Here is an 18,753-nt window from a genome sequence, read left to right on the forward strand (position 1 = left end):
GGGCCTTCACGCGTGGGAAGGACCTTCACGTCCCCCGGCGTCAGGGCCCCCTCGTCCACATCCAGCACGTCCGACACCGAGTACACCAACCGCCGTCCCGGATAGACGTAGAAGCCCTTGTTGCGCCTGCGGATGGCCAGCCCCACGAGCCCCGCGCCGCGGCGTCCTGTTCCAGCCAACGCGAAGCCACCGAGGCGTACCGCTCCCGCTCGGGCTGGAACGCGCTCAGCCAGCTCCACAGCAGCAGGTGGTGGTGGACCCGCGCCAGCATCACCTCGAAGCCGCTTCCGTCCGGCTTCGCGGCGAGGCACACGTCCGGCAAGGCGTAACGCCCGCCCGGCGTGGACGTGCCCAGGAAGTCCACGGGCAGCGTCCGCGCGCGGCCCTCCTCGGCCTCCAGCATCACCGGCGGCACGGGCGAGAAGCGGCTGCCTGTGACGCCATCGGGCCGCAGCCGCACGGCGTAGTCCAGCAGGTCCATGGGGCCCGCATCCGGGCCCAGTGCGTCACGGACCTGCTCTCGGAAGCCCTGTTGCACCTTCTCGCCATAGGCGGCTGACAGCTCCAGCGCGCCGGTCAGCGCCGCCTCCAGCTCCGCGGTGAAGGTCGCGCCGAAGCGCAGCCGGAAAGGCGAGCTCGCCTCCTCGTAGAGGATGAGCCGGTCCGCGTAGACCTGACCGTCACCTCGGCGCGCGGGCTTGCCCGTGACCTCCGTGAAGGCGGCCTCCAGGCGCGGCAGCAGCTCGCGCCGCTGGGCCAGGTCTCCACTTTCGAAGTCCGCCTTGAGCCGCGCTAGGGTCTCAAACCGCTCCAGCCAGCGTGTGCGCGCCTCCAGGTCGGGGAGCGCCGCCACCGCGTCCCGCACGCTCTCGAAAGTGCTGAAGTCGTTCGGCCGGAACGGCAGGCCCCAGAGCAACAACGCGGTCTTCACGAGCGGCAGCGCCTGGCGCTCGACGTCCACGACGGGAAGGCCGAGCACCCTGGCCGCCTCGGCGGGTGTGGGTTGCTCGCGCAGCACGGAGAGCAGACGCTCCGCCTCGGGTGACAAGGCGACGTCCAGCTTCAGCGGCTCGCAGAATGCGCGGCCCGGGGTCACCGTGAAGAGCGGATTGAGGCGCAGCTGCAGGTGCGGGCGCAGCGTGCGCTCCCGCCCCACCGCGCGAGCCAGCTCCGTCACCGCCCAGAAGGAGAAGAACGTGCGGCGGCGCGTGTTTCCGCTGGGCACCGTGCGCACGTCGTAGCCCTCATCGGTGGTGCGCTCGCCGTAGGAAATGGGGCCGAAGAAGCTGGTGGTCTCGTTCTTCGCGCAGAAGCGCTGGAGGTATGTGTAGACCTGCCGCTCCACCCGGCGCGCATCGGACGTGTCCGGCCGCTCCCCGCCGCGCAGGTAGCGCACCCAGACGTTGTCGAACATCGCCGGACTGGAGAGGAACACGGCCTCCTGGATGGCGGGCTCCGCCGCTCGCTCTCGCAGTTGCCGTCGCAGCGTCTTTCGTTCCGCGGCGTAACCCGCCTGAACGGACTCGCGACGCGCCTGGTAGCGAGCCCATGCGTGCTGACACGATGGCCCCAGCCGTGCGTCGATTCGGGGCTCACGCCCCTGGGACAGCGCATCGAGGAGGGCTTGCGCGCCGGACGCGCCCTTCTCCGCGCGCACGGCGTCCACGAGCGCGTCCTCCGCCTCGAGCAAGCGGGCGACGTCGTCCAGCACCGCCTGGGACATCCCCAGCGACTCCAGCCAATCGAAGGGAAAGCCCGCGTGCCGCAGCACGAATACCTCGCCCAACGTCCAGGGCTCGCTCATCCGTTCACCCTCGTCAGCACCGACCTGGCCACCAGTGTGTCCACCAGCTTCTCCCGCTGCGCCTGGGGAACTGCCCCCAGCACGCTGGCCACTTCCATGGGCCGGACGAGGCCGGCGAGCTTCGGCGCCAGCCGCGCGTCCATCGCGAGCACCGAGCCCGTGCGGAGGTTCGCCGCGAACCACGACGGCTTCGGAGCACCATCCAGCCCCGCCGGGAGCTGGACCCATGCACAGTCCGCATCGAGTTGGATGGCCGCTGCGCTCACGTCCGTTGCACGGGGCCGAGCCCCTCGGGAAGACACGCGGCGGCGACCCGGCCCGGGCTCAGCGGCCCTCGCGCGAGCAGCCGCGTCGCGAGTCCAGCAAGCACCTGCGGAACACTGGCACTCGGAATGGAACGGGCGTGCGCGAAGGGCCGGCTCCTCGCGAGGTCCCGGTCGTCGGGAGGCGCGCCGACGTTCACGTCCGGCCACAGCAGCGGGCGGCCACTTTCGGGAGGCGTCCGAGGCCAGTGGAAGGGACGCACGCCCGCGAGCTTGTCGAACACCGGTTCCGAGTCCAGCACAGCGAGCGTCGCGTCGAGGCCCGCTTCGTCGACGCCGGGCGCGCCAATCCACCACTCCGCCACGAGGTGGACCCCCGCGCCCCGAAGCCGGCGAGTGCCCTGAGCCAGCGCCTGTCGGGAGACGCGCGCACCCAACGGGTCGAGCCAGGCGTCGCGGTCCACGGCGCAGAACCCCACGACGGCCACCTTGCAGCCGCTCTCCACCAACACGTCCGGATGCAGGAGCGAATCGAGCGACACATGCCCCGCCCACCCCGCCGCGCCTCCCGTGAGGGCGCGCACCGTGTCCGGAGTGGTGGCCCTCACGTCCAGCGCCTCGGAGAGCCAGACGAGTGACGTGGAGACCGCCTCATCCAGTCCGGGCGACACGCGCCAGCGCAGTGGGGCCGCGTCCACGAAGGTGGCGCGCTGGAACACGGACAGTTGAGCCAGGACGGCCCTGTGCGCCCAGGCGAACGGCCCCGCGACTTCGAGCGGCACCTGCTCCGGACAGGCCCGCGCCAGCCAGGCCGCAGCAGGCAGTTGCAGGTCGCGTTCGAGCCAGAGCCGCACGCGCTCGGCACCGGCGAAGCGAGCAGCGGCGAGGGTCAGGTCCTCCCGATAGGGCGCGAGTTGGTCCAAGGAGCGCAAGACGTCCGCGCTCCGCTCGGTCGTGCCGCCTTCCAGCGCCACATCGTCCAGCCGGAGGTGCACCCCGTTGGGCGGCCCCGAAATGGCGGAGAGCACCGCCCCCAGCGCGCGCAGGCGGGTGCTCACGCTCGAGTCGGCGCGCGCATGCACCGACTGGGCGGCACGCAGCAGCAGCAGCTCTCGCATCGTCTGCGCGGTCGCAGGAGCTCGCTCGCGTGCGGCGGCGGCGGCCTCCACCGCGTCGTGGGCGAAGACGCGCCGGCAGAAGTCCCGCGCCACGTCGACGCACTGCCACCCTTCCGGCGCCTCGGGGACGAGCGTCACGTCGCGGTGAGGTGGCAGGACGAGCAGCCTCATTCCCGCGCTCCGGCAGCGGGCTCCGAGCCCCACATCAGCGTGCAACGCAGCTCCACGGTATGGCGCCCGCCCGAGGCGCTTCGCAGCCAGAGCTGGTCCGGCGAGGGCAGCATCTCCGACAGGATGACCTCCTCCTTCTGCTCCAGGAGGTTGAGGAAGACGCGGAGCAGCGGCGGGCTGCGCACGTCCACCAGCACCGGCTTTCGCTCGTCCTTGAACTTCGCGAAGACGCAGTCCGGCATCCCGCGCTCACTCCACACGCTCACCGCCGCGCGAAGCCTCGCCGAGTCATCGCGGCCCGCGAGCAGCGCCTCCCGCTCCGCTTGCGACAGCCGCCACTGCTCGCGCTGCACGACCACACCGCCCAGGGTCAACCGCGGCGTGTGGTCGCCCAGCGACACGCGCAGCGGGCGGATGCGCGGCAGGGAGAAGGCGGTGTGCACCAGGCTGTCCAGCTCACCGTTGTAGAGACACACCTCGGAGCCCAGCCGCTTCGACACCAGCCGCGCCCGCGTTCCATCACTCTCCACGAACAGGTCATCCAGCGGCAGCCGCCACGCGGAGGCGCGGGCACTGACACCGCCCAGTTCCACCACGGGCCCCGGGAACTCCGACGGAAGCAGGCCCGTGCGCCGCGACGCCAACACCGTCACCAGGGGCACCGGCCTGCTCAAGGCGCCGAGCGCCCGCACCATGGCGCTCTCCACCCGGCCGCGCGCCTCGTGGAACTGGAGCGCCCAGCCCCACACCAGCGCCGTGTCATGCACGTCGCCCATCACCAGCTCGTACTCACCTCGGCTCCAGGCCTCCACGTCCCGGGCCCCCACGAGCAGGTCGATGGACGTGACGAGCGGAAGCGCCTTCGCGTCTCCGTCCAGCGACGGCGGCGTCACCGAGCCCAGGTCCGCGCAGCGCGCGGACGCGTCTCCCACTGCGCCAGCCAGCACCTCCGCCACCGAGCCATCCAACGGCACCGGCCGGTCCGAGTACGCGGCCGCCACCTTCCAGAACGGCACCGTGCGCGCCCCCACCAGCTCCGCCACGGAGGCGCGAGCGGCCTCCCGGGTCCGCCGCGCCGCCGCTCCCATCCACGCCAGCGCGGGCTCCAGGCGCGTCACCAGCTCACGCGCCCGCTCACCTCCGGCCTCCAGCCGCAGGTCACCGCCGCACTCCTCCCGGAGCGCCAACCGGTCCTGGTAGAAGTTGTGCGACTCCGACGCGGGCCCTCGCGCGGATGGCGGCGCCACGCCCCACTGCTCATTCGCGCGCTTCGCGAAGGCGGCCTGGAGCGCCATCTTCCCCGCGGCATCCGCGACGCCATACCCGGCCATCAACCCCAGCAGCGCGCTCAAGCCCTCCACGTGCCGCCGGGCCGCGGAACACGGCAGGCCCGCAACGCGCTCGGCCAGGTCGTCCACCGGGTGGTGCGTGGCCGCGGGCACCTCGAGCTGGTGCGTCAGCAGGCCCTTCTCGCACCCCATCCGCGCCGCCTCGCGCGCCGGCCCGGGGCCACGCCCAGCGATGAGGCGAGCCCCGCGAGCGTGCGCGTTCCATCCACTGCCTCCACCAACCGGGGCAGCAACGCCTCCGCGCTCTCCGGCGCGGGCAGCGTCTTGCGCGAAGGCACCTCCGCGAAGGCCTTGCGGCGCAGCACCAGCCACGCGGCGACCTCAGGGTCGAAGGCGATGGCGCGAACCAGCCCCTGCACCAGCCACGACGCCGCGAAGGTGTTCCGCCCCGTGAGCACCTCCGGCCCGGACCAGCGCAGCGTCACCCCCGTCGGCGCCGCCGCGTCCGCGCGGCCGTAGTTGATGGGACCGAAGAAGCCCATCGTCTCGTTCTTCGCGCACAGGCGCTGCAGGTAGCTGGCCACCTGCCGCCGCAACCGCGCGCCGTCTCGCCCCTCCAGCAGGTCTCTCGCCACGGGGGGCTGGAGCTGGCCACCGCCTCCAGGAAGCGCGGCTCCCGCCGCAGGGCCCCCAGCGCGGCTTCCACCGCCAGGGACTCCTGCTTCATCGCCGCATGAAAGGTGGCCTCCGCCTCCTGCGCGGCCCGGGCACGGTCGTTCCATTCAGCGAACAGCTCGGGTGACTCCATTCCCTCGACGTCCACCGGGCGCCCGGCCTTCAGGGCCGACAGCACCGCGCGCGATGGCCGCTTCACCCGAGGGCCCTGGGCTCTCAGCGCCTCCAGCTCCCGCCGCGCTGAGGCCAGCTGGCGCGCGGCCCGTGCGGCCTCCGGGCACCCCAGCCGCTCCAGCCAATCGAAGGGAAAGCCCGTGGTGCGAACCACGAGGTGAGGGAAGAGGGTCCAGCCCTTCATGCGTTTCGCACCCTTCGTCCGGGACGCCGCTCGGCGCCCGGCAGCGCGCCGCTCAGTTTCGCGGTTGCGACTTCACTTCGATTTGCTGTCCGGGCACGGCCATCACCCACAGCTTGCTGACGCCGCTGGGGCAGCGCACCAGGACTTCCAGCTCCCGGCCCGCTTCGATTCGTGCCTTCAACAGCGGCGTTCCACCCGGCAGCAACGTGCCACCGACGTGGACCTCACAGCCAGGGGCCGCGCCCGTCACGCTCAGCAGGCCCGTGGTGCCAGGCTCCGGCGAGGCGTCCGCCAGCGTGCGCACGTCGATGCCCTCGCGCTGCTGCGTGGTTCCGAACCGCCGCAGCTTGCCCTCCACCGCCGTGGAGATGAGCAGCGGGCCGCCCGACGGGTCATGCACCTCCGTCCCCGCCTCGTGGCGCAGGCCGCCGACGTAGACGTGCTCCCCGGGCCCCACGTTGACGAAGCTCGAGCCGCCATCGCGCATCATCACCACCGCCACCACGGCCAGCACCAGGGCGCCGCCACCGACGATGCCCAGCAACTTCCAAGGGGGCTGCTTGTCCGCCGGTTTCTCCGCGGGCGCGGGCGCGGGAGCGCGGCTCGCGGGAGCGACGGGCCGCGGCGGAGGCGGCTGGGCGGGACGGGCCGCGCTGGCGTGAGCCCCATGCCCCACCCCTGGCACCGGCCCGGATGGACGCGGCGGCGCCGGCATGGCGGGCTGTGGCTGAGAGGCACGCGGCGCGGGAGCGGGCCGCGGCGGCGCTTCCGTCCGAGGCGGCGGCGCGCCCAGGTTGAGCGGCACCACCTCGGTGCGGTCGTTCGCGTCGTCCTCGGACACGGAGATGCCGGGGAAGGAGTCGTCCGCCGGAGGCGGCGCAGGAGGCCGCACAGCCGCGCTGGCGACGCCCACGGGCCGTGGCGGGGGCGGCGGGGGAACCGGTGGGCCAGGGCGAGGAATGCCGCCACTGCCGCCCATCCCAGGACGGCTTCCAGCCACGGGCACACTGCCCCGGCTGGGCGTCCGTCCATCCGTGGGCGCGGCCATCTCCCCACTGCCGATGTTGCCGCTGCCACTGCCCGAAGGCACCGGGCGCGGGTGGCTTCCCGTCCCGCCGACGGCGGACGGCGCGAACTCCACCAGCCGGTCGCCCAGCGTGTCCCGGAAGAACTGGGCCACCGCCGCGGGCGACGAGTTGAGCCGGTGATGCGCCATCACCGCTTCGATTTCCTCGCGCAGCGCGGCGGCGGACGGCGTGCGGCGCGCCGGGTCCTTCACCAGCGCGCGGAGGACGAGGTCGGAGACGTCCTGCGGGATGTTCGGCTTGAGCTGCGAAGGGACTGGCGCGGGGTCCCGGACGATGGCTTGCAGCGTCGCCGCGTCGTGGTCCCTGCGAAACGGGAGCGTGCCGGTGAGGAGTTCGAAGAGCACCACGCCCAACGCGAACACGTCGTTGCGCGCGTCCAGCGTGCGCCCGGACGCGGCCTCCGGGGAGATGTACGAAATCTTCCCCTTCAGCACGCCCGCCTGCGTGTGCTCCTCGCCCGCCACCTTGGCGATGCCGAAGTCACTCAGCTTGATGGCGCCGTCCAGCGAGATGAGGACGTTGTGCGGGCTGACGTCCCGGTGCACCACCGGGTGCGGCGTGCCCGCGGGGTCCACGTAGGCATGGGCGTAGTGAAGGCCCGCGGCCACCTCCGCAACGATGCGCAGCGCATGCTCCAGCGGGAGCGCCAGGCCCTTGCGCCGCAGCTCGATGACCAGCTTCTTCAGGTCGGGCCCGCGCACGTACTCCATGAGGATGTACGCGACGCCGTCGGACACGCCCACGTCGAACGTCTGCACGACGTTCGGGTGCGTCAGCCGCGCGTTGGCGCGGGCCTCCGCGAAGAGCATGTCGACGAACTCGGGGTTCTCCGCGAACTGCGGGAGAATCTTCTTCATCACCAGGAACTTCTCGAAGCCCTTCACGCCCACCTGCTTGGCGAGGAAGACCTCCGCCATGCCGCCCTGCCCCAGCCGCCGGATGATGTTCAGCTTGGTGCTGCCCAGCGAGTTGGAGATGTCCGTGGACGCGCCCTGGCGGGCCGCCGGGTCGATGTTCGTGGCGCCGAAGAGGTACTGACTGAGGGCGCGAGTCTCCAGCGCCTCCAGGTCCTCCAGCGGCCGGTCCGTCAGCTGCACCCGCGCCAGCAGCCCCTGGAGCTGGGGCATGTGGGGGACGCGCGCGTTGCCGCCGCAGATGGGGCACGGCACCTCCACGCCGGACGCCTGCGCCCGCAGCCTGGCCAGGTAGTCCGCGGCCTGGAGGCGCTGGTGGCTCACCTGCCCGCAGTTGCGGCAGTCACACGGCAGCCACAGCGTGGCCAGCCGCACCGGCAACACCTTGGCCGAGCGCGCCAGCACCGCCAGCGCGGGCGGCGGCACCCGGCACAACACCACGTGCGCGCCCTGCGCCGCCGTCTCCAGCACCTGCTCCAGCTTCGGCAGGGCCTCCGGCTCCACCTTGCTGACGTGGCTGAAGTCGAAGCCGACGCGGCCCTCCAGGCCCGACGCCAGCCGGCGCACGTTGAGGTCACCCTTCAGCGCGCTGGCCAGGGTGATGTACGTGATGTCGTCCTGGATGATCTTCAGGTGCTGCGACAGCTCCGGCTGCTCCGCCGGCATGCTGGCGCGCAGGTAGCGCATGACGACCGGGTCCACCTGACCGAACTGCTGCCGCCGCGCGTAGTCAAAGAACTCGCCCGGCAGGTCCGCGAACTCCAGCGGCCCCTGACACACGGGGCAGGAATGGTCGGGCGCACGTTCCTCGGAGATGACCTGCGCCTCGTCCAGCAGGTTCACCAGCCGCAGCCGGTCCTCGTTGCAGGCGCGGCAGGTGTAGGGCGCCAGCACGGAGAGGACGCGGGCGACGCCGGCGAAGCCCTCCACCATGTTGAGCTGGTCCACGATGACGGGCGGCGCGTGGACCACGTAGAGGCCCAGGGCCCCCTGGGGCAGCTTGGCGGCGAACTCAATCCACCGCCGCACGCCGAAGGAGCTGATGCGCTCCACCTGCCCCAGGTCCACCACCAGCAGCCCGCTCATCTCCGGGCTGGCGGACGTCAGTGGGAATGTTTCGTCGATGACGCCGGAAATCCGGACGTGGGTAATCGTCCCCACGCGGAGCCGGCTGATGATGGCGTTGGAAACCTGGCTATCCACCGGCCCTGACCTCATTGAAGACAGAACAGCAGCGACTTGGGTTGTGTGGCGCGGCGGCGGGCCTCCCCCAGGTCCACCACGCACAGGACTCGTGACTCACGGCCAGCGGCCACACGGACGGCCACCACATCGCTGTGCTCCAGGATGCGCCGCAGTCCCAGCCCCGCCCCTCCTCCGGACGCATCCACCTGGACGCGCCCGCCCCACCCTCCCAGCGCCCGGGCGAAGGGCCCCGGACGCAGACCACCGAAGCGGTCCACGACTTCCAACCACATGCGGCCCTCTTCCACCACGAAGGACAGCTCGCACGCGTCCTCCGGCGCCACCTCTCGGACCTCGGAGCGGCGGTGCGCGTACCGGTGCTGGCCCTGCGCATCCACCGGCGCGTCCCACATCGCGTTGGCCGCCAGTTCGTGCACCACGTCGCCCACCAGCGCCGCCGCCGTGCGCGAACCCCGCGCCTGGGTGACGGCCTGCGCGGCGGCCTCACCGGTGGCGTTGATGTCCGCCACCGACTGAAGCCGGCGCCGCGATGCCCCCGCGGGCAGCAGCGGCGCGCCGCGAAGCAGGTCCCCCAACAGGCGCGCCTCCCACGCGGAGGGACGTCCGTCGGAGGCCCGCGTCGCCAGCAGCAGCGCGGGCGGCTCGCCGCGCAGCGCCTCCGCGTGCGCGGGCGTCAGCTTCCCATCGAAGAGCACCAGGCGCCGGGGCCCCGAAGGCGACCCCGGCCCCTGGCAAAGCGCCATGCCGCCCTGTGCAAGGACGGGAGCCGCCTGCTCCACCAGCGCCGGAGAAAGCGACTCGTCTGCAATCAACAGGAGGCCGCCGGCCTCCAGGTGGGGGGCGGTGCTCAAGGGCTAGTATCGAACCTTGACTTCACTGAAGAACGACTGGGGCGGTGCTGGGAAACCGTGGGATTCCTCGTACTTCGCGTTGAAGAGGTTGGAGCCGAGGAACGACACGGAGATGCCGTCGTAGACGTTGAAGCCCACCCGCGCGCTGGCCGTGACGTAGCTGGGCAGCTGCACGCGGGTCGTGGGCAGGCCCGTCGTCTCGTCCACCTCGAAGCCCGGGTCATAGCGTGAGCCCACCAGCAGCGCGTACAGCTCCACGAAGGCGACCTTGCCGATGTTGGTCCGGCCACGCGCGTAGATGCGATGGGCCGGCGCGTAGTCCAGCGGCGACTGGGGGCCGTCGTCGTACGGCAGCGCCTTGGCGTCGAGGAACTGGTACGCGATGTCGAAGGACGAGTTGATGGACGGAATCTGCGCGGCCGCTTCCAGCTCGAAGCCCGCCACCCGCGCGTCGCCCAGGTTCTGGAACTGCGACACCGAGCCGAAGACGAGCTGCTGGTTGATGAAGTTCTTCGCCAGATTGTAGAAGCCCGTACCCGTCAGGCGCACCCTCCGATCGAAGGGCCAGAAATCCACCGATGCCTCGATGGTGTCCAGCGTCTCCGCGCGAAGGTTGGAGTTGCCCACCAGTGTGGCCGCGTACATCTGCTGGTTGATGGCCAGCTCCGCCAACGTGGGCGCACGGAAGGCGCGGCCGTAGTTGGTGCGCAGCGTCAGCAACTCCGGCACCGCGTGGAACACGACGCTGGCGCGCGGCGAAACCTGGTCCGTGCGGTTCTGCCAGACGCGCTCCGGAATCTGGTAGCGGTCGTAACGGGCTCCCGCGCCGAGCACCAGCCGGTTGAAGAGGCGGTACTCCGCGTCCACGAAGCCGCCCAGGATGGTCTGCCGCGTGTCGTCCATGCTCAGCTCGGGCAGGACGTTGGGCACGTTGACGGCGTCCGCCTTCAAGTCACCACCGAAGGTGACGTTGAGGTCGCCCATCGTCCACAGCGCGCGCGCCTCGCCGCCCAGCCGGCGCCGCTTGCCCAGCGCGCGGGTGGGGTCGCCGCCGAAGGCGTTCTCCATCAGCACGTCGCGGCGCTTGAAGAAGCCGTACGCCTGGCCGAAGAGGCGCAGGTTGTCGGTGACTTGCTGGTCCACCTGCGCGGACGCGTTGAAGTTCTGCACCGACTCGGAGTCGTTCGGCGTGTAGTGGCAGCGGCCGCAGTTGCCCACGGTGGAGATGTGCGTGCCACCCGGGCGGCCAATCTCCGCGTCCGTGAAGTCCGCGTCCAGCGCCAGGGGCCCGATGCGCACCTTGCCGTTGACCTGGTGCACCAGCGAGTCCTGGTTAGTGTCCACCCGGCCCACGCGCGGGTCGTTGAAGAGCTGCGGGCCGTCCGAGCCGAAGCCGTAGTAGCCCAGCAGCGCCTCCACCGGACCGCCACGGCCCGCCACGGTGCCGTGCAGACGCCACGTCTGGTCCTGGCCCGCCAGCACCCGGGCCTCGGCGCCCACGTTCTTGCCCTTCTCGATGAGGTCCGACGGCTGGCGCTGGATGACGTTGATGACGCCGCTGAAGGCGTTGGAGCCGTACAGCGAGGACCCCGGGCCGCGGATGACCTCCACCTGCTTGAGGTTGGTGAGCGGCGTGGTCTCGTCCGCGTAGAACTGGCCCGTCCACGGGTCCGTCAGCGGACGGCCGTCCTGGAGCAGCAGCAGTCGGTTGGACAGGTAGTTGGAGCCCAGGCCGCGCGCGCTCACCGCCGCCTTGCGCATGGAGCCCCGGCGGCACTCCATGCCGGGGAAGTACTGGATGGCCTCACACAGCGTGAACTGGCCGGTGCCCTCCAGTTCGTCGGCCGGAATCCAGGACACCGTGAGGGGTACGTCGGAGATGCGCTGGTTGCGCTTGCCGGCGGTGGTCACCACCGCCTCGCTCAGCACGCGGTTGACGGACTCCTCCAGCGCGTCGGCGCCATCCAGCGGGTCCGCACCCAGGCCCGCGAGCCCGGACTGCGGCGGCAAGGGGCGATCCAGGGTCGGCTCCGCGAAGGGCGCGCTGATGGGAATGTTCGACGCGGGCGCGGGCTGGTGCGCGGGCAGCGTCGCGGTGGCCGGCGGGAGGTTCGTCGGCGCGTCCGGCGGGTTGAAGTCCGCGCCGACCGGCGGCAGCGCCTGCGGTGAGGCAGGCTCGGCCGTCAGGGGCGTGGCCGGCGTCAGGGGCGCGGCGGAGGGCGGCGTGGGCACGGGTGCCGGCGCGCTCGCGGGCGACGAATCATCCGTGGCAGACCCGCCACCCAGGACGGGAATCTCCGGCTCGGCCGCCGGGTCGTCCTCGACGGGCGGCTTCACGGGCTTCTTCGGCTTCTTCGCCGTCTTCGCGGCGGGACGCGCGGAGGCCGCGGGCTTCACCACCCGCTTCCGGCGTTTCACCTTGGCGGGAGCCTCCGTCTCCGCGGCCTCCTGCGCTGCCGCGCTCGAAGGGACGACGAGGGACAGCACGCACAGCATGATGGAAAGAGGCAGGCCGGCGCGCAGAGCGCGACGCCCGGCAACCGCCTTCGCCGCGCCCAGCCGCGGCTCACCGAACAGAGTCGAGTGCATCGTTCTCACATCCAAGGGTGGAGCATGGACACCCGAGGTCCTGTACGTACGACCCGGAGACGGGCTCGGCGCCAGCGCTTGCGTCCGGGGGAACGCGGTTTCTCGGCTGGACACCAACGCCATCATTTTCAAGCTACCCCAGAGACAACGCCGGGCCAAGTCGCTGGCTCTCATTCTCTAGAAACACGGGAAAGCATCAGTCGTCCGGCTGTTCCGCGGAGACGGCGAGGTCTCCAACGAAGGACGGAAGCGCGGGGCCCAGCTCCTCCGAGCGCACCAGCACCTCGGCCTCCACGTGAAGCTCGGCCCCTTCCGCCAGCACGGGCTGACGCCGCGGCGGGCCGCGCGTGACGAGCTTGCTGAACTCGTCGAAGTCCTTGTCCTGGAGCCGCGCGAAGGCATCGAAGGGCGCCACCGCGCCCACCTTCCCCAGCGCGCCGGTGAGGGCGGCCTCGTGGTTGCGCAGGTCCACCAGCACGGCCCCCGGCACCCGGCCACTGCGGAAGAGCACGCGCACATCCTTGCCCTTCGGCACGTGCGCCAGCGGGACGAGCGCCGCCTCCGCGCCCTTGGCCTCCAGCATCTTCAGCGCGGACTCCACGTTCGGCACGGGGGCCAGCTTGAAGTGCTTCTGGGCGTCCAGGTCGCCGCCGAGCACGACGTGGGTGACGAACTTCGGGTCCGCCGGGCCCGCGCCCTTCACGTGCGCCGGCGCTTGCCGGCGAGGTCCTTCACCACGCCGCGCTGCAACGCGACAATGGCCCAGCGCTGCTGGGTGTCACCCGCGCGTGAGGCCCAGGCCACCGGCTTCGCCTTCGCGCCCAGCTGCACCGCGGCCCACGCGTCCACCACCGCGAAGTCCACCATCCCGCCCGCCACCGCGCGGGAGAAGTCCTCGTAGCGGCCGAAGCTCTTGGCGGCCACGGGCGTGTCCAGGGTCTCCGTCAGCCGGGCGGCCAGGGCCTCCGCGTACTCGAAGCGCTCCTGACCATCCGCGAGCGTGGTGGCGAGGAACACCCCCAGCGTGGCCTTCTTCGGCGCCGCGAGCGCGGAGCTGGCCGTCAGGGTGCAGGCCAGCACGAGGCCAGCCAGGAGGAAGCGAGGTGACGTCTTCATGGGGTCTCCTCCACGGTGGCGTCCGCGGGCGCGCCCGAGGCGGGCTCGGCCAGGCCGTGCAGACTCTGCAGGCGTTCCTTCCACTCACGCACCTGCGCCATGCGCGGGCCGCTGCCGCCGGCCGGTAGCGGCGCCAGGCCTCCACGGCCTCACCCGCGTCCTTGCGGCGCTCCTGCGCGTCGATGCCCAGGTTGAGCGCGGCCACCGGCACGCTCGACTCCAGCCGGCGCCACGTCTCCACGGCGTCCGTCGTGCGGCCCTTGCGCCAGTCGACGCAGGCCAGGTTGTGCTGCACCTGCGTGTCGTCCGGATTTCCGGCGAGCGCGGCCTTGAAGGCCTTCTCCGCCAACCTCATGTTGCCGGCATTGTACGCCTGGGATGCCTCGCGCCGGTGGAGCGCGCCCGTCATCGCCGTGAGCCACCTGGGCTGTCCGGGCATCGGCTTCTTCGCCGCCGCGGTCAGCTGCTTGCGCGCGGCGGGCACCTGCCCCTTCTTGTAGAGCACGAAGGCGGTGGCCAGCGCGCGCGTGTTGGGCCAGGCCCAGGGCTGCGTGGACGCCAGGGCCTTGGTGATGGCCGCGCTCGCCTCCGCGTGGCGCCCCGACTCCGCGCGCGCCGGCCGCGGACGAACTGGGCCAGCCGCACCAGCTCCTTGCGGTTGCCGGTGCCCAGCTTGTCCACCAGGTCCAAATCCCGCTCGGCGGCGTCGGCGTCTCCGGCCTCCAGGCGCACCAGCGCCCGGCGCACCAGCACGCGCGGAAGGTTGGCGCCCGCCACCTGCGCCGCGGCGCGCGACGGGCCCACCGCGGTGAGGCGCTGCACCGCCGCGTCCACCTGCCCCAGCTCCACCTCGGCCAGCGCGGCGCCGACGGAGGCCTCCGCCTGTTCGTCGGGCTCCTCCGTCTGGGTGGCCGCGCGGCTGAAGGCCTCCAGCGCCGCCTGGGCATCGTTCGTGGCCAGCCGCGCGTACCCCAGCAGCAGGCTGTCACGCCACGCGGCGCCGGGCAGCATCACGCCCTGCTCCATCACCTTGCGCGCGTCCGCGTAGGCGCGCGTCTCCAGCAGCGCGGCGCCCAGCCGGCGCGCCATGGGCGCGCTCCGGTCCAGGTCGTACGCGCGGCGCAAATCCCGGACGGCGTCCTCCAGCCGTCCCGTGCCCGCCCTGTCCCGCGCCCGGTGCGCCAGGGCCCGGGCCAGCCACTGCTTCGCCCCGGCGTGTTCCGGCTCCACCTGCAACGCGTTGGCGTAGTCCTCGATGGCCTGGTCCCACTGGCCGGTGGCGAAGTGGTCCGCGCCCAGCAGCACGTAGCCCAGGGCCTGACGCGGCGCCATCTCCACCACGCGCCGGTGCACCTCCACCGCGCGCTGGAAGCGGCCCGCGCGCCGGTTCACCGAGCCCAGGTTGGCCCACAGCTCCAGGCTGTTGGCGCCCGCGCGCACCGCGCCCTCCAGGAACTGGATGGCCTCCTCATGCCGGCCCTGTGCCTGGAGCGCCTTGCCCACCGCCACCTGCCCCAACACCAGGCCCGGCTGGAGCTGGAGCACCTTGCGATACTCCGCCTCCGCGGCGGCCGCGTTCTTCTGGGCGAAGCGCACGTCACCCAGCAGCAGGTGCGCCGCGGGCGAGCTGCCCAGCTTCAGCATTGCCTGGGCCTGCGTGTCCGCCTTCGCGACGTCCCCCGCGCCCAGGTACAGGCGGGCCAGCTTCTCGCGCGCATCACCCGCCTTCGGGAAGCGCGTGGTGACGCCCTCCAGCAGCGTGCGCGCCTCCACCGCCCTGCCCTCCAGCTCCAGCACCTGCGCCAGGCCCAGCTGCACCGACGGCGACTCTGGCCGGCCCGCCTGCGCCTGCTGGAAGGACGCGCGCGCCGCCGCGGCATCCCCGCGCAGCACGTGGGCGCGGCCCAGCAGCTCGTGAATCTGGAAGTCGTTGGGTGCCAGGGCCTGCGGGCGCAGCGCCGGTAGCGCTTCAGCCGCGTGGCCGCCGCGTCTCCCTGCTGGACGTAGAGGTAGTAGCTGGCCAGGTAGTAATGAACGATGAGGTGTTCGGCCTTGTCGGCCGCGGCCACCTGCTCCATCAGCGGCACGGCCTCCGGGAAGCGGCGCAGCTTGAAGTACGCCACGCTCACCGGATAGGCCAGGGCCAGCTCCGACGGGTTCGCCGTCAGCACCGGCTGCACCCGGTCCACGGTGCGCTGCCAGTCATTGAGCGCGTTGGCGCTGGCACCCAGGCCGCGGCGGCGGCCACGGAGCCGGCTCGGCGGTCAGCGCCTGTTCGAAGAGGGCCAGGGCCTTGCGGTACTTCTCCTCGGCCTCCTTCTTGTCACCCGAGGCGCTGGCGGCGCTGGCGGCCACCTGCGCCGCCTCGCCGTCCCGCACCAGCCGCTGGGATTCGGACATGGGCGGCGGGCGGTACTGGGCCAGCGCGGGCGGGCCGCACAGGGTGGTCAGCAGCGCGAGCGCCGGCGTGAGACGGCGCGACCGAGGATGTCGTGGGGAGCGTCGCATGCGTGTGGAGTCCCGGAAGGAAGTCAGGCGGCGGGGCTGAACTCGGCCACGACGACGGTGATGTCGTCCCGCTGCGGCTGGCCGGCACTGAAGGCTCGAGCGTCCGCCAGCACCGCGTCACGCAGCGCCTCCGCGGACAGGTGGGCGTGCGCCTGGACCGCGGCGGCCAGACGCTGGGTGCCGTAGAGCTTGCCCGCGTTGTCGCGCGCCTCGGTGAGGCCGTCCGTGTACCAGACCACCACGTCTCCGGGCCGCAGCTGGGCCTGGCGCGAGGTGAACTGGGATTCGACGGAGGCGCCCAGCAGCGGGCCGCGCGCGGGCAGCGATGCAATCTGACCGCTGCGCTTGTTGAACACCAGCGGGCTGGGGTGCGCGCCCGCCGCGTAGTCGATGTAGCCGTTGGACACGTCGATGACGGCCAGCGCGCTGGACATCTGGTGCTCACCGCGGCCCACGTTGGCCAGCGTCACGTTGAGGGCGGTGATGAGCATCTGCGCGTTGACCTGCGACGGCTCGCGCAGCGTCATCGCCGAGGCGAAGCCGCTGGTGGCGCTGGTGGCCACCAGCGACGTGGACAGGCCGTGGCCCGTCACGTCGCCAATGCCAATGACGATGCGCCGGTCATCCAGGGCGGCCCGGAACCACCAGTCGCCGCCGCACGCATCCGCGGTGACGACCAGGCCGGCGATGCGCAGCGGCCCCACCTGCACGCCCTCGCGCCCCGGCAGCAGCGTCTCCTGCACGGTGCGCGCGAGCGACACCTCGCGCTCCAGCTGCGCCTTGGCCCGCACGTCCTCCAGCAGCACCTTGATGCGCTCGGCCATGTGGTTGAACACCACGCCCAGCGTCACCACCTCGCGGCCCGCGCCCTGCGCCGTTCCCGCCCGCGCGCTCAGGTTGCCGGCGGCCAGCTGCATCACCTTGCCGGTCAGCATGCCCAGCGGCCGGGTGATGCGCCGGCTCTGGTAGGCCACCAGCACGCCCGCCAGCACCACGAAGCCCAGCCCCAGCCCCAGCATGCGCAGCGTGGTGGCGCGCACCGTGGCGCGCTTGTCCTGCTCCAGCGACGCCAGCTGCTTCTGCAGCCCGCCCAGCGAGTAGCTGATGACGACCAGCCCCTTGCCGCTGCTGGAGCCGTAGTCGATGGGCTCCTGGATTTCGGAGATGGGCTGCCCCCGGTAGAAGGCGCTCACCAGCCGGCGCTCGGCGCGGCGGACCGGCGCGACGTCCTCCTTGTCCTCGCTGGCGCCTTCGCTGTCCGCCATCCGGACTCCGTCCGGGTCGAAAATCTGCACCCGGAGGATGTTGGGGTTCGTCTTGACGATGGAGCCCGCCACCTCTTCGAGGAAGGCGTAGTTGTTGTCGCGCAGGTTGGTGGCGGAGGTGAGCGCGATGGTCTGCCCCACCGTCTGACCCAGCTCGCGCGCCTGCTCCTGGATGCGCTCCTTGGAGACGAGCGCCGTCTCCTCGAACTGGGACTTGGTGGAGGCCACCGACAGCGCCGCCAGCAAGCCCACGATGAGCACCACCAGGACGCCGGTGGTGAGCAGGAGAATCTGGTCCAGCCGCAGCCCCTTGATCTGGGCCACGTTGGGCAGCTCGCCCGCCTCCAGTGGCGCGATGAGGGTGCGGGTGCCACCCTCCGCCAGCCCCAACGGGCCCGTCATGCGCGTGGCGGTGGACTCCCGCGCGCCGGTGACTTCCTGGGTGCCTGTCCGCTCGGACGGCGGGAGCGCGGCGTCATCCGGGAACTCGTCGGACGCGGGCGCGGACTTCAGTCGCGTATTCGTACTGGACAAGGGCGGGCCGGGGTGGGGACGCGCGGGGGCGCGCGGGGGAAACAGGGGTGTTTCGAGACTCTATCTCACTTCTCGTGCTTCGCGAGGCCCTGTCCCCACATCCACGCCGCGCCGGGGAAGACGCCACCGCCGGCATGTCACTGAAGCCATGTCATGCCAATGTCATGGCCAGCTTGGAGCCCCGCGTCATTCACCCGGGGTCCGCCGTGCCTCTCCCCCTTCGCCGGGCGCGGTGCGGGTGTGCCCGTTACAGTCGGATGTCCATGCGGCCCCACTTCCACGTGGCCGGCTTTCCGGTCCGGCTCCACCCGCTCTTCTTCGTCGTCTCATTGATGACGGGCTGGACGCTCAGCTCCGAGCCCGCGCGGCTCGCGTTGTGGGCGGGCATCGTCTTCGTGTCGGTGCTGCTCCATGAACTGGGGCATGCGCTGGCCTTCCGCCGCTACGGCTGTCCCGCTCGAATCGAGCTGCACGGCATGGGCGGCACCACCCAGACCCACGACGCCGCGCACCTCACGCACCACCAGTCGGCCTTCGTGAGCTTCGCCGGGCCGGGCATCGGCTTCCTGGCGGGAGGGCTCATCTGGGGCCTGTCGCAGCTCGCTCCCCTGGGTGAGCCGGGCGGACTGGCGGCTCAGGGCGTGCGACAGTTCCTGTGGGTCAACATCGGCTGGGGGCTCTTCAACCTGCTGCCCATGCAGCCGCTGGACGGTGGACACTTGCTGGCGGACCTGGTGCGCGCCCGCAGTGGCTACCGGCACGAACGGGCGGTGCTCGGCGTGGGCATCGCCACGGCGGTGGTGGTGCTGGGGCTGGCCATCGGGTCGAAGCAGCTATGGCTGGGGATGCTGGCGATGATGCTGGGGGTGATGAACCTCGAGCAGCTCCGCCGCACGCCGAAGCGGCGCCCCGCCGAGCGGCGGCGCGCCCTCCCCGCGCGGTCCGCAAGCCCCTGGCGGCACCGGCGGGCGCCGTCTCCATCGAGCAGTTGATGGACGAGCTAC

Annotated in this window: 13 protein-coding genes and 1 pseudogene; 2 read left to right on the forward strand and 12 right to left on the reverse strand. The window is 72.0% G+C overall.

All coding sequences use genetic code 11. From position 1 onward, the window contains the following. Positions 1-40: 40 nt before the first annotated feature. The 9 genes and pseudogenes from QEG98_RS24240 to QEG98_RS24280 form a co-directional block, all read right to left on the reverse strand. Positions 41-1,804, reverse strand: coding sequence for a lantibiotic dehydratase (locus QEG98_RS24240; RefSeq protein WP_316563005.1), 1,764 nt, complete (start codon positions 1,802-1,804; stop codon positions 41-43). Then, on the reverse strand, positions 1,801-2,070 hold the full coding sequence (locus QEG98_RS24245) for a hypothetical protein (protein ID WP_316563006.1): 270 nt from the start codon (positions 2,068-2,070) through the stop codon (positions 1,801-1,803). Before QEG98_RS24245 ends, QEG98_RS24240 begins: the two co-directional genes overlap by 4 nt. Continuing rightward, entirely contained in the window at positions 2,067-3,356 is a 1,290-nt protein-coding gene (locus QEG98_RS24250) for a hypothetical protein (protein ID WP_316563007.1), read from the reverse strand. Before QEG98_RS24250 ends, QEG98_RS24245 begins: the two co-directional genes overlap by 4 nt. Next, entirely contained in the window at positions 3,353-4,837 is a 1,485-nt protein-coding gene (locus QEG98_RS24255) for a lantibiotic dehydratase (protein ID WP_316563008.1), read from the reverse strand. The genes QEG98_RS24250 and QEG98_RS24255 overlap by 4 nt, the downstream gene beginning before the upstream one ends. Next, positions 4,813-5,280, reverse strand: a complete 468-nt coding sequence (locus QEG98_RS24260; protein ID WP_316563009.1) for a hypothetical protein — start codon at positions 5,278-5,280, stop codon at positions 4,813-4,815. Before QEG98_RS24260 ends, QEG98_RS24255 begins: the two co-directional genes overlap by 25 nt. Before the next feature lie 450 nt (positions 5,281-5,730). Beyond that, positions 5,731-8,883 (reverse strand): serine/threonine-protein kinase, encoded by a 3,153-nt coding sequence (locus QEG98_RS24265; protein WP_316563010.1) that lies wholly within the window; start codon positions 8,881-8,883, stop codon positions 5,731-5,733. A gap of 11 nt (positions 8,884-8,894) precedes the next feature. Continuing rightward, complete coding sequence (locus QEG98_RS24270; protein WP_090494126.1) at positions 8,895-9,737, reverse strand: hypothetical protein; 843 nt, start codon at positions 9,735-9,737, stop codon at positions 8,895-8,897. A gap of 3 nt (positions 9,738-9,740) precedes the next feature. Then, positions 9,741-12,500: a TonB-dependent receptor domain-containing protein gene (locus tag QEG98_RS24275; protein WP_316563011.1), complete on the reverse strand. Its 2,760-nt coding sequence runs from the start codon at positions 12,498-12,500 to the stop codon at positions 9,741-9,743. Between the two features lie 22 nt (positions 12,501-12,522). Beyond that, positions 12,523-13,442, reverse strand: a pseudogene (locus QEG98_RS24280) (PhnD/SsuA/transferrin family substrate-binding protein). A 182-nt stretch (positions 13,443-13,624) separates the two neighbouring features. On the opposite strand from QEG98_RS24280, the gene QEG98_RS42145 reads away from it, so the two are divergent. Next, positions 13,625-13,942, forward strand: a complete 318-nt coding sequence (locus QEG98_RS42145) for a hypothetical protein (RefSeq protein WP_410477832.1) — start codon at positions 13,625-13,627, stop codon at positions 13,940-13,942. On the opposite strand, the gene QEG98_RS24285 is transcribed toward QEG98_RS42145, so the two are convergent. Genes QEG98_RS24285 through QEG98_RS24290 form a run of 3 tightly spaced genes read right to left on the reverse strand, consistent with a single transcriptional unit; the run spans position 13,902 to position 17,749 of the window. Further along, positions 13,902-15,644 (reverse strand): tetratricopeptide repeat protein, encoded by a 1,743-nt coding sequence (locus QEG98_RS24285; RefSeq protein ID WP_410478084.1) that lies wholly within the window; start codon positions 15,642-15,644, stop codon positions 13,902-13,904. The genes QEG98_RS42145 and QEG98_RS24285 overlap by 41 nt on opposite strands. Beyond that, entirely contained in the window at positions 15,645-15,950 is a 306-nt protein-coding gene (locus tag QEG98_RS42150) for a hypothetical protein (RefSeq protein WP_410477833.1), read from the reverse strand. A 23-nt stretch (positions 15,951-15,973) separates the two neighbouring features. After that, entirely contained in the window at positions 15,974-17,749 is a 1,776-nt protein-coding gene (locus QEG98_RS24290; RefSeq protein WP_090494134.1) for a PP2C family protein-serine/threonine phosphatase, read from the reverse strand. Positions 17,750-18,030: 281 nt separating this feature from the next. Between QEG98_RS24290 and QEG98_RS24295 the strand changes: the two genes are divergently transcribed. Further along, positions 18,031-18,741, forward strand: coding sequence for a M50 family metallopeptidase (locus QEG98_RS24295; RefSeq protein WP_316563012.1), 711 nt, complete (start codon positions 18,031-18,033; stop codon positions 18,739-18,741). Positions 18,742-18,753: the final 12 nt, after the last annotated feature.

Source organism: Myxococcus sp. MxC21-1, from assembly GCF_032612255.1.
GTDB classification, from domain to species: domain Bacteria; phylum Myxococcota; class Myxococcia; order Myxococcales; family Myxococcaceae; genus Myxococcus; species Myxococcus virescens.

Coding starts and splice junctions, on each gene's coding strand:
- QEG98_RS24240 (WP_316563005.1), bottom strand. CDS start 1,804: ATGAGCGAGCCCTGGACGTTGGGCGAGGTATTCGTGCTGCGGCACGCG.
- QEG98_RS24250 (WP_316563007.1), bottom strand. CDS start 3,356: ATGAGGCTGCTCGTCCTGCCACCTCACCGCGACGTGACGCTCGTCCCC.
- QEG98_RS24255 (WP_316563008.1), bottom strand. CDS start 4,837: ATGGGGTGCGAGAAGGGCCTGCTGACGCACCAGCTCGAGGTGCCCGCG.
- QEG98_RS24275 (WP_316563011.1), bottom strand. CDS start 12,500: ATGAGAGCCAGCGACTTGGCCCGGCGTTGTCTCTGGGGTAGCTTGAAA.
- QEG98_RS42145 (WP_410477832.1), top strand. CDS start 13,625: ATGCCCAGGTTGAGCGCGGCCACCGGCACGCTCGACTCCAGCCGGCGC.
- QEG98_RS42150 (WP_410477833.1), bottom strand. CDS start 15,950: ATGCGACGCTCCCCACGACATCCTCGGTCGCGCCGTCTCACGCCGGCG.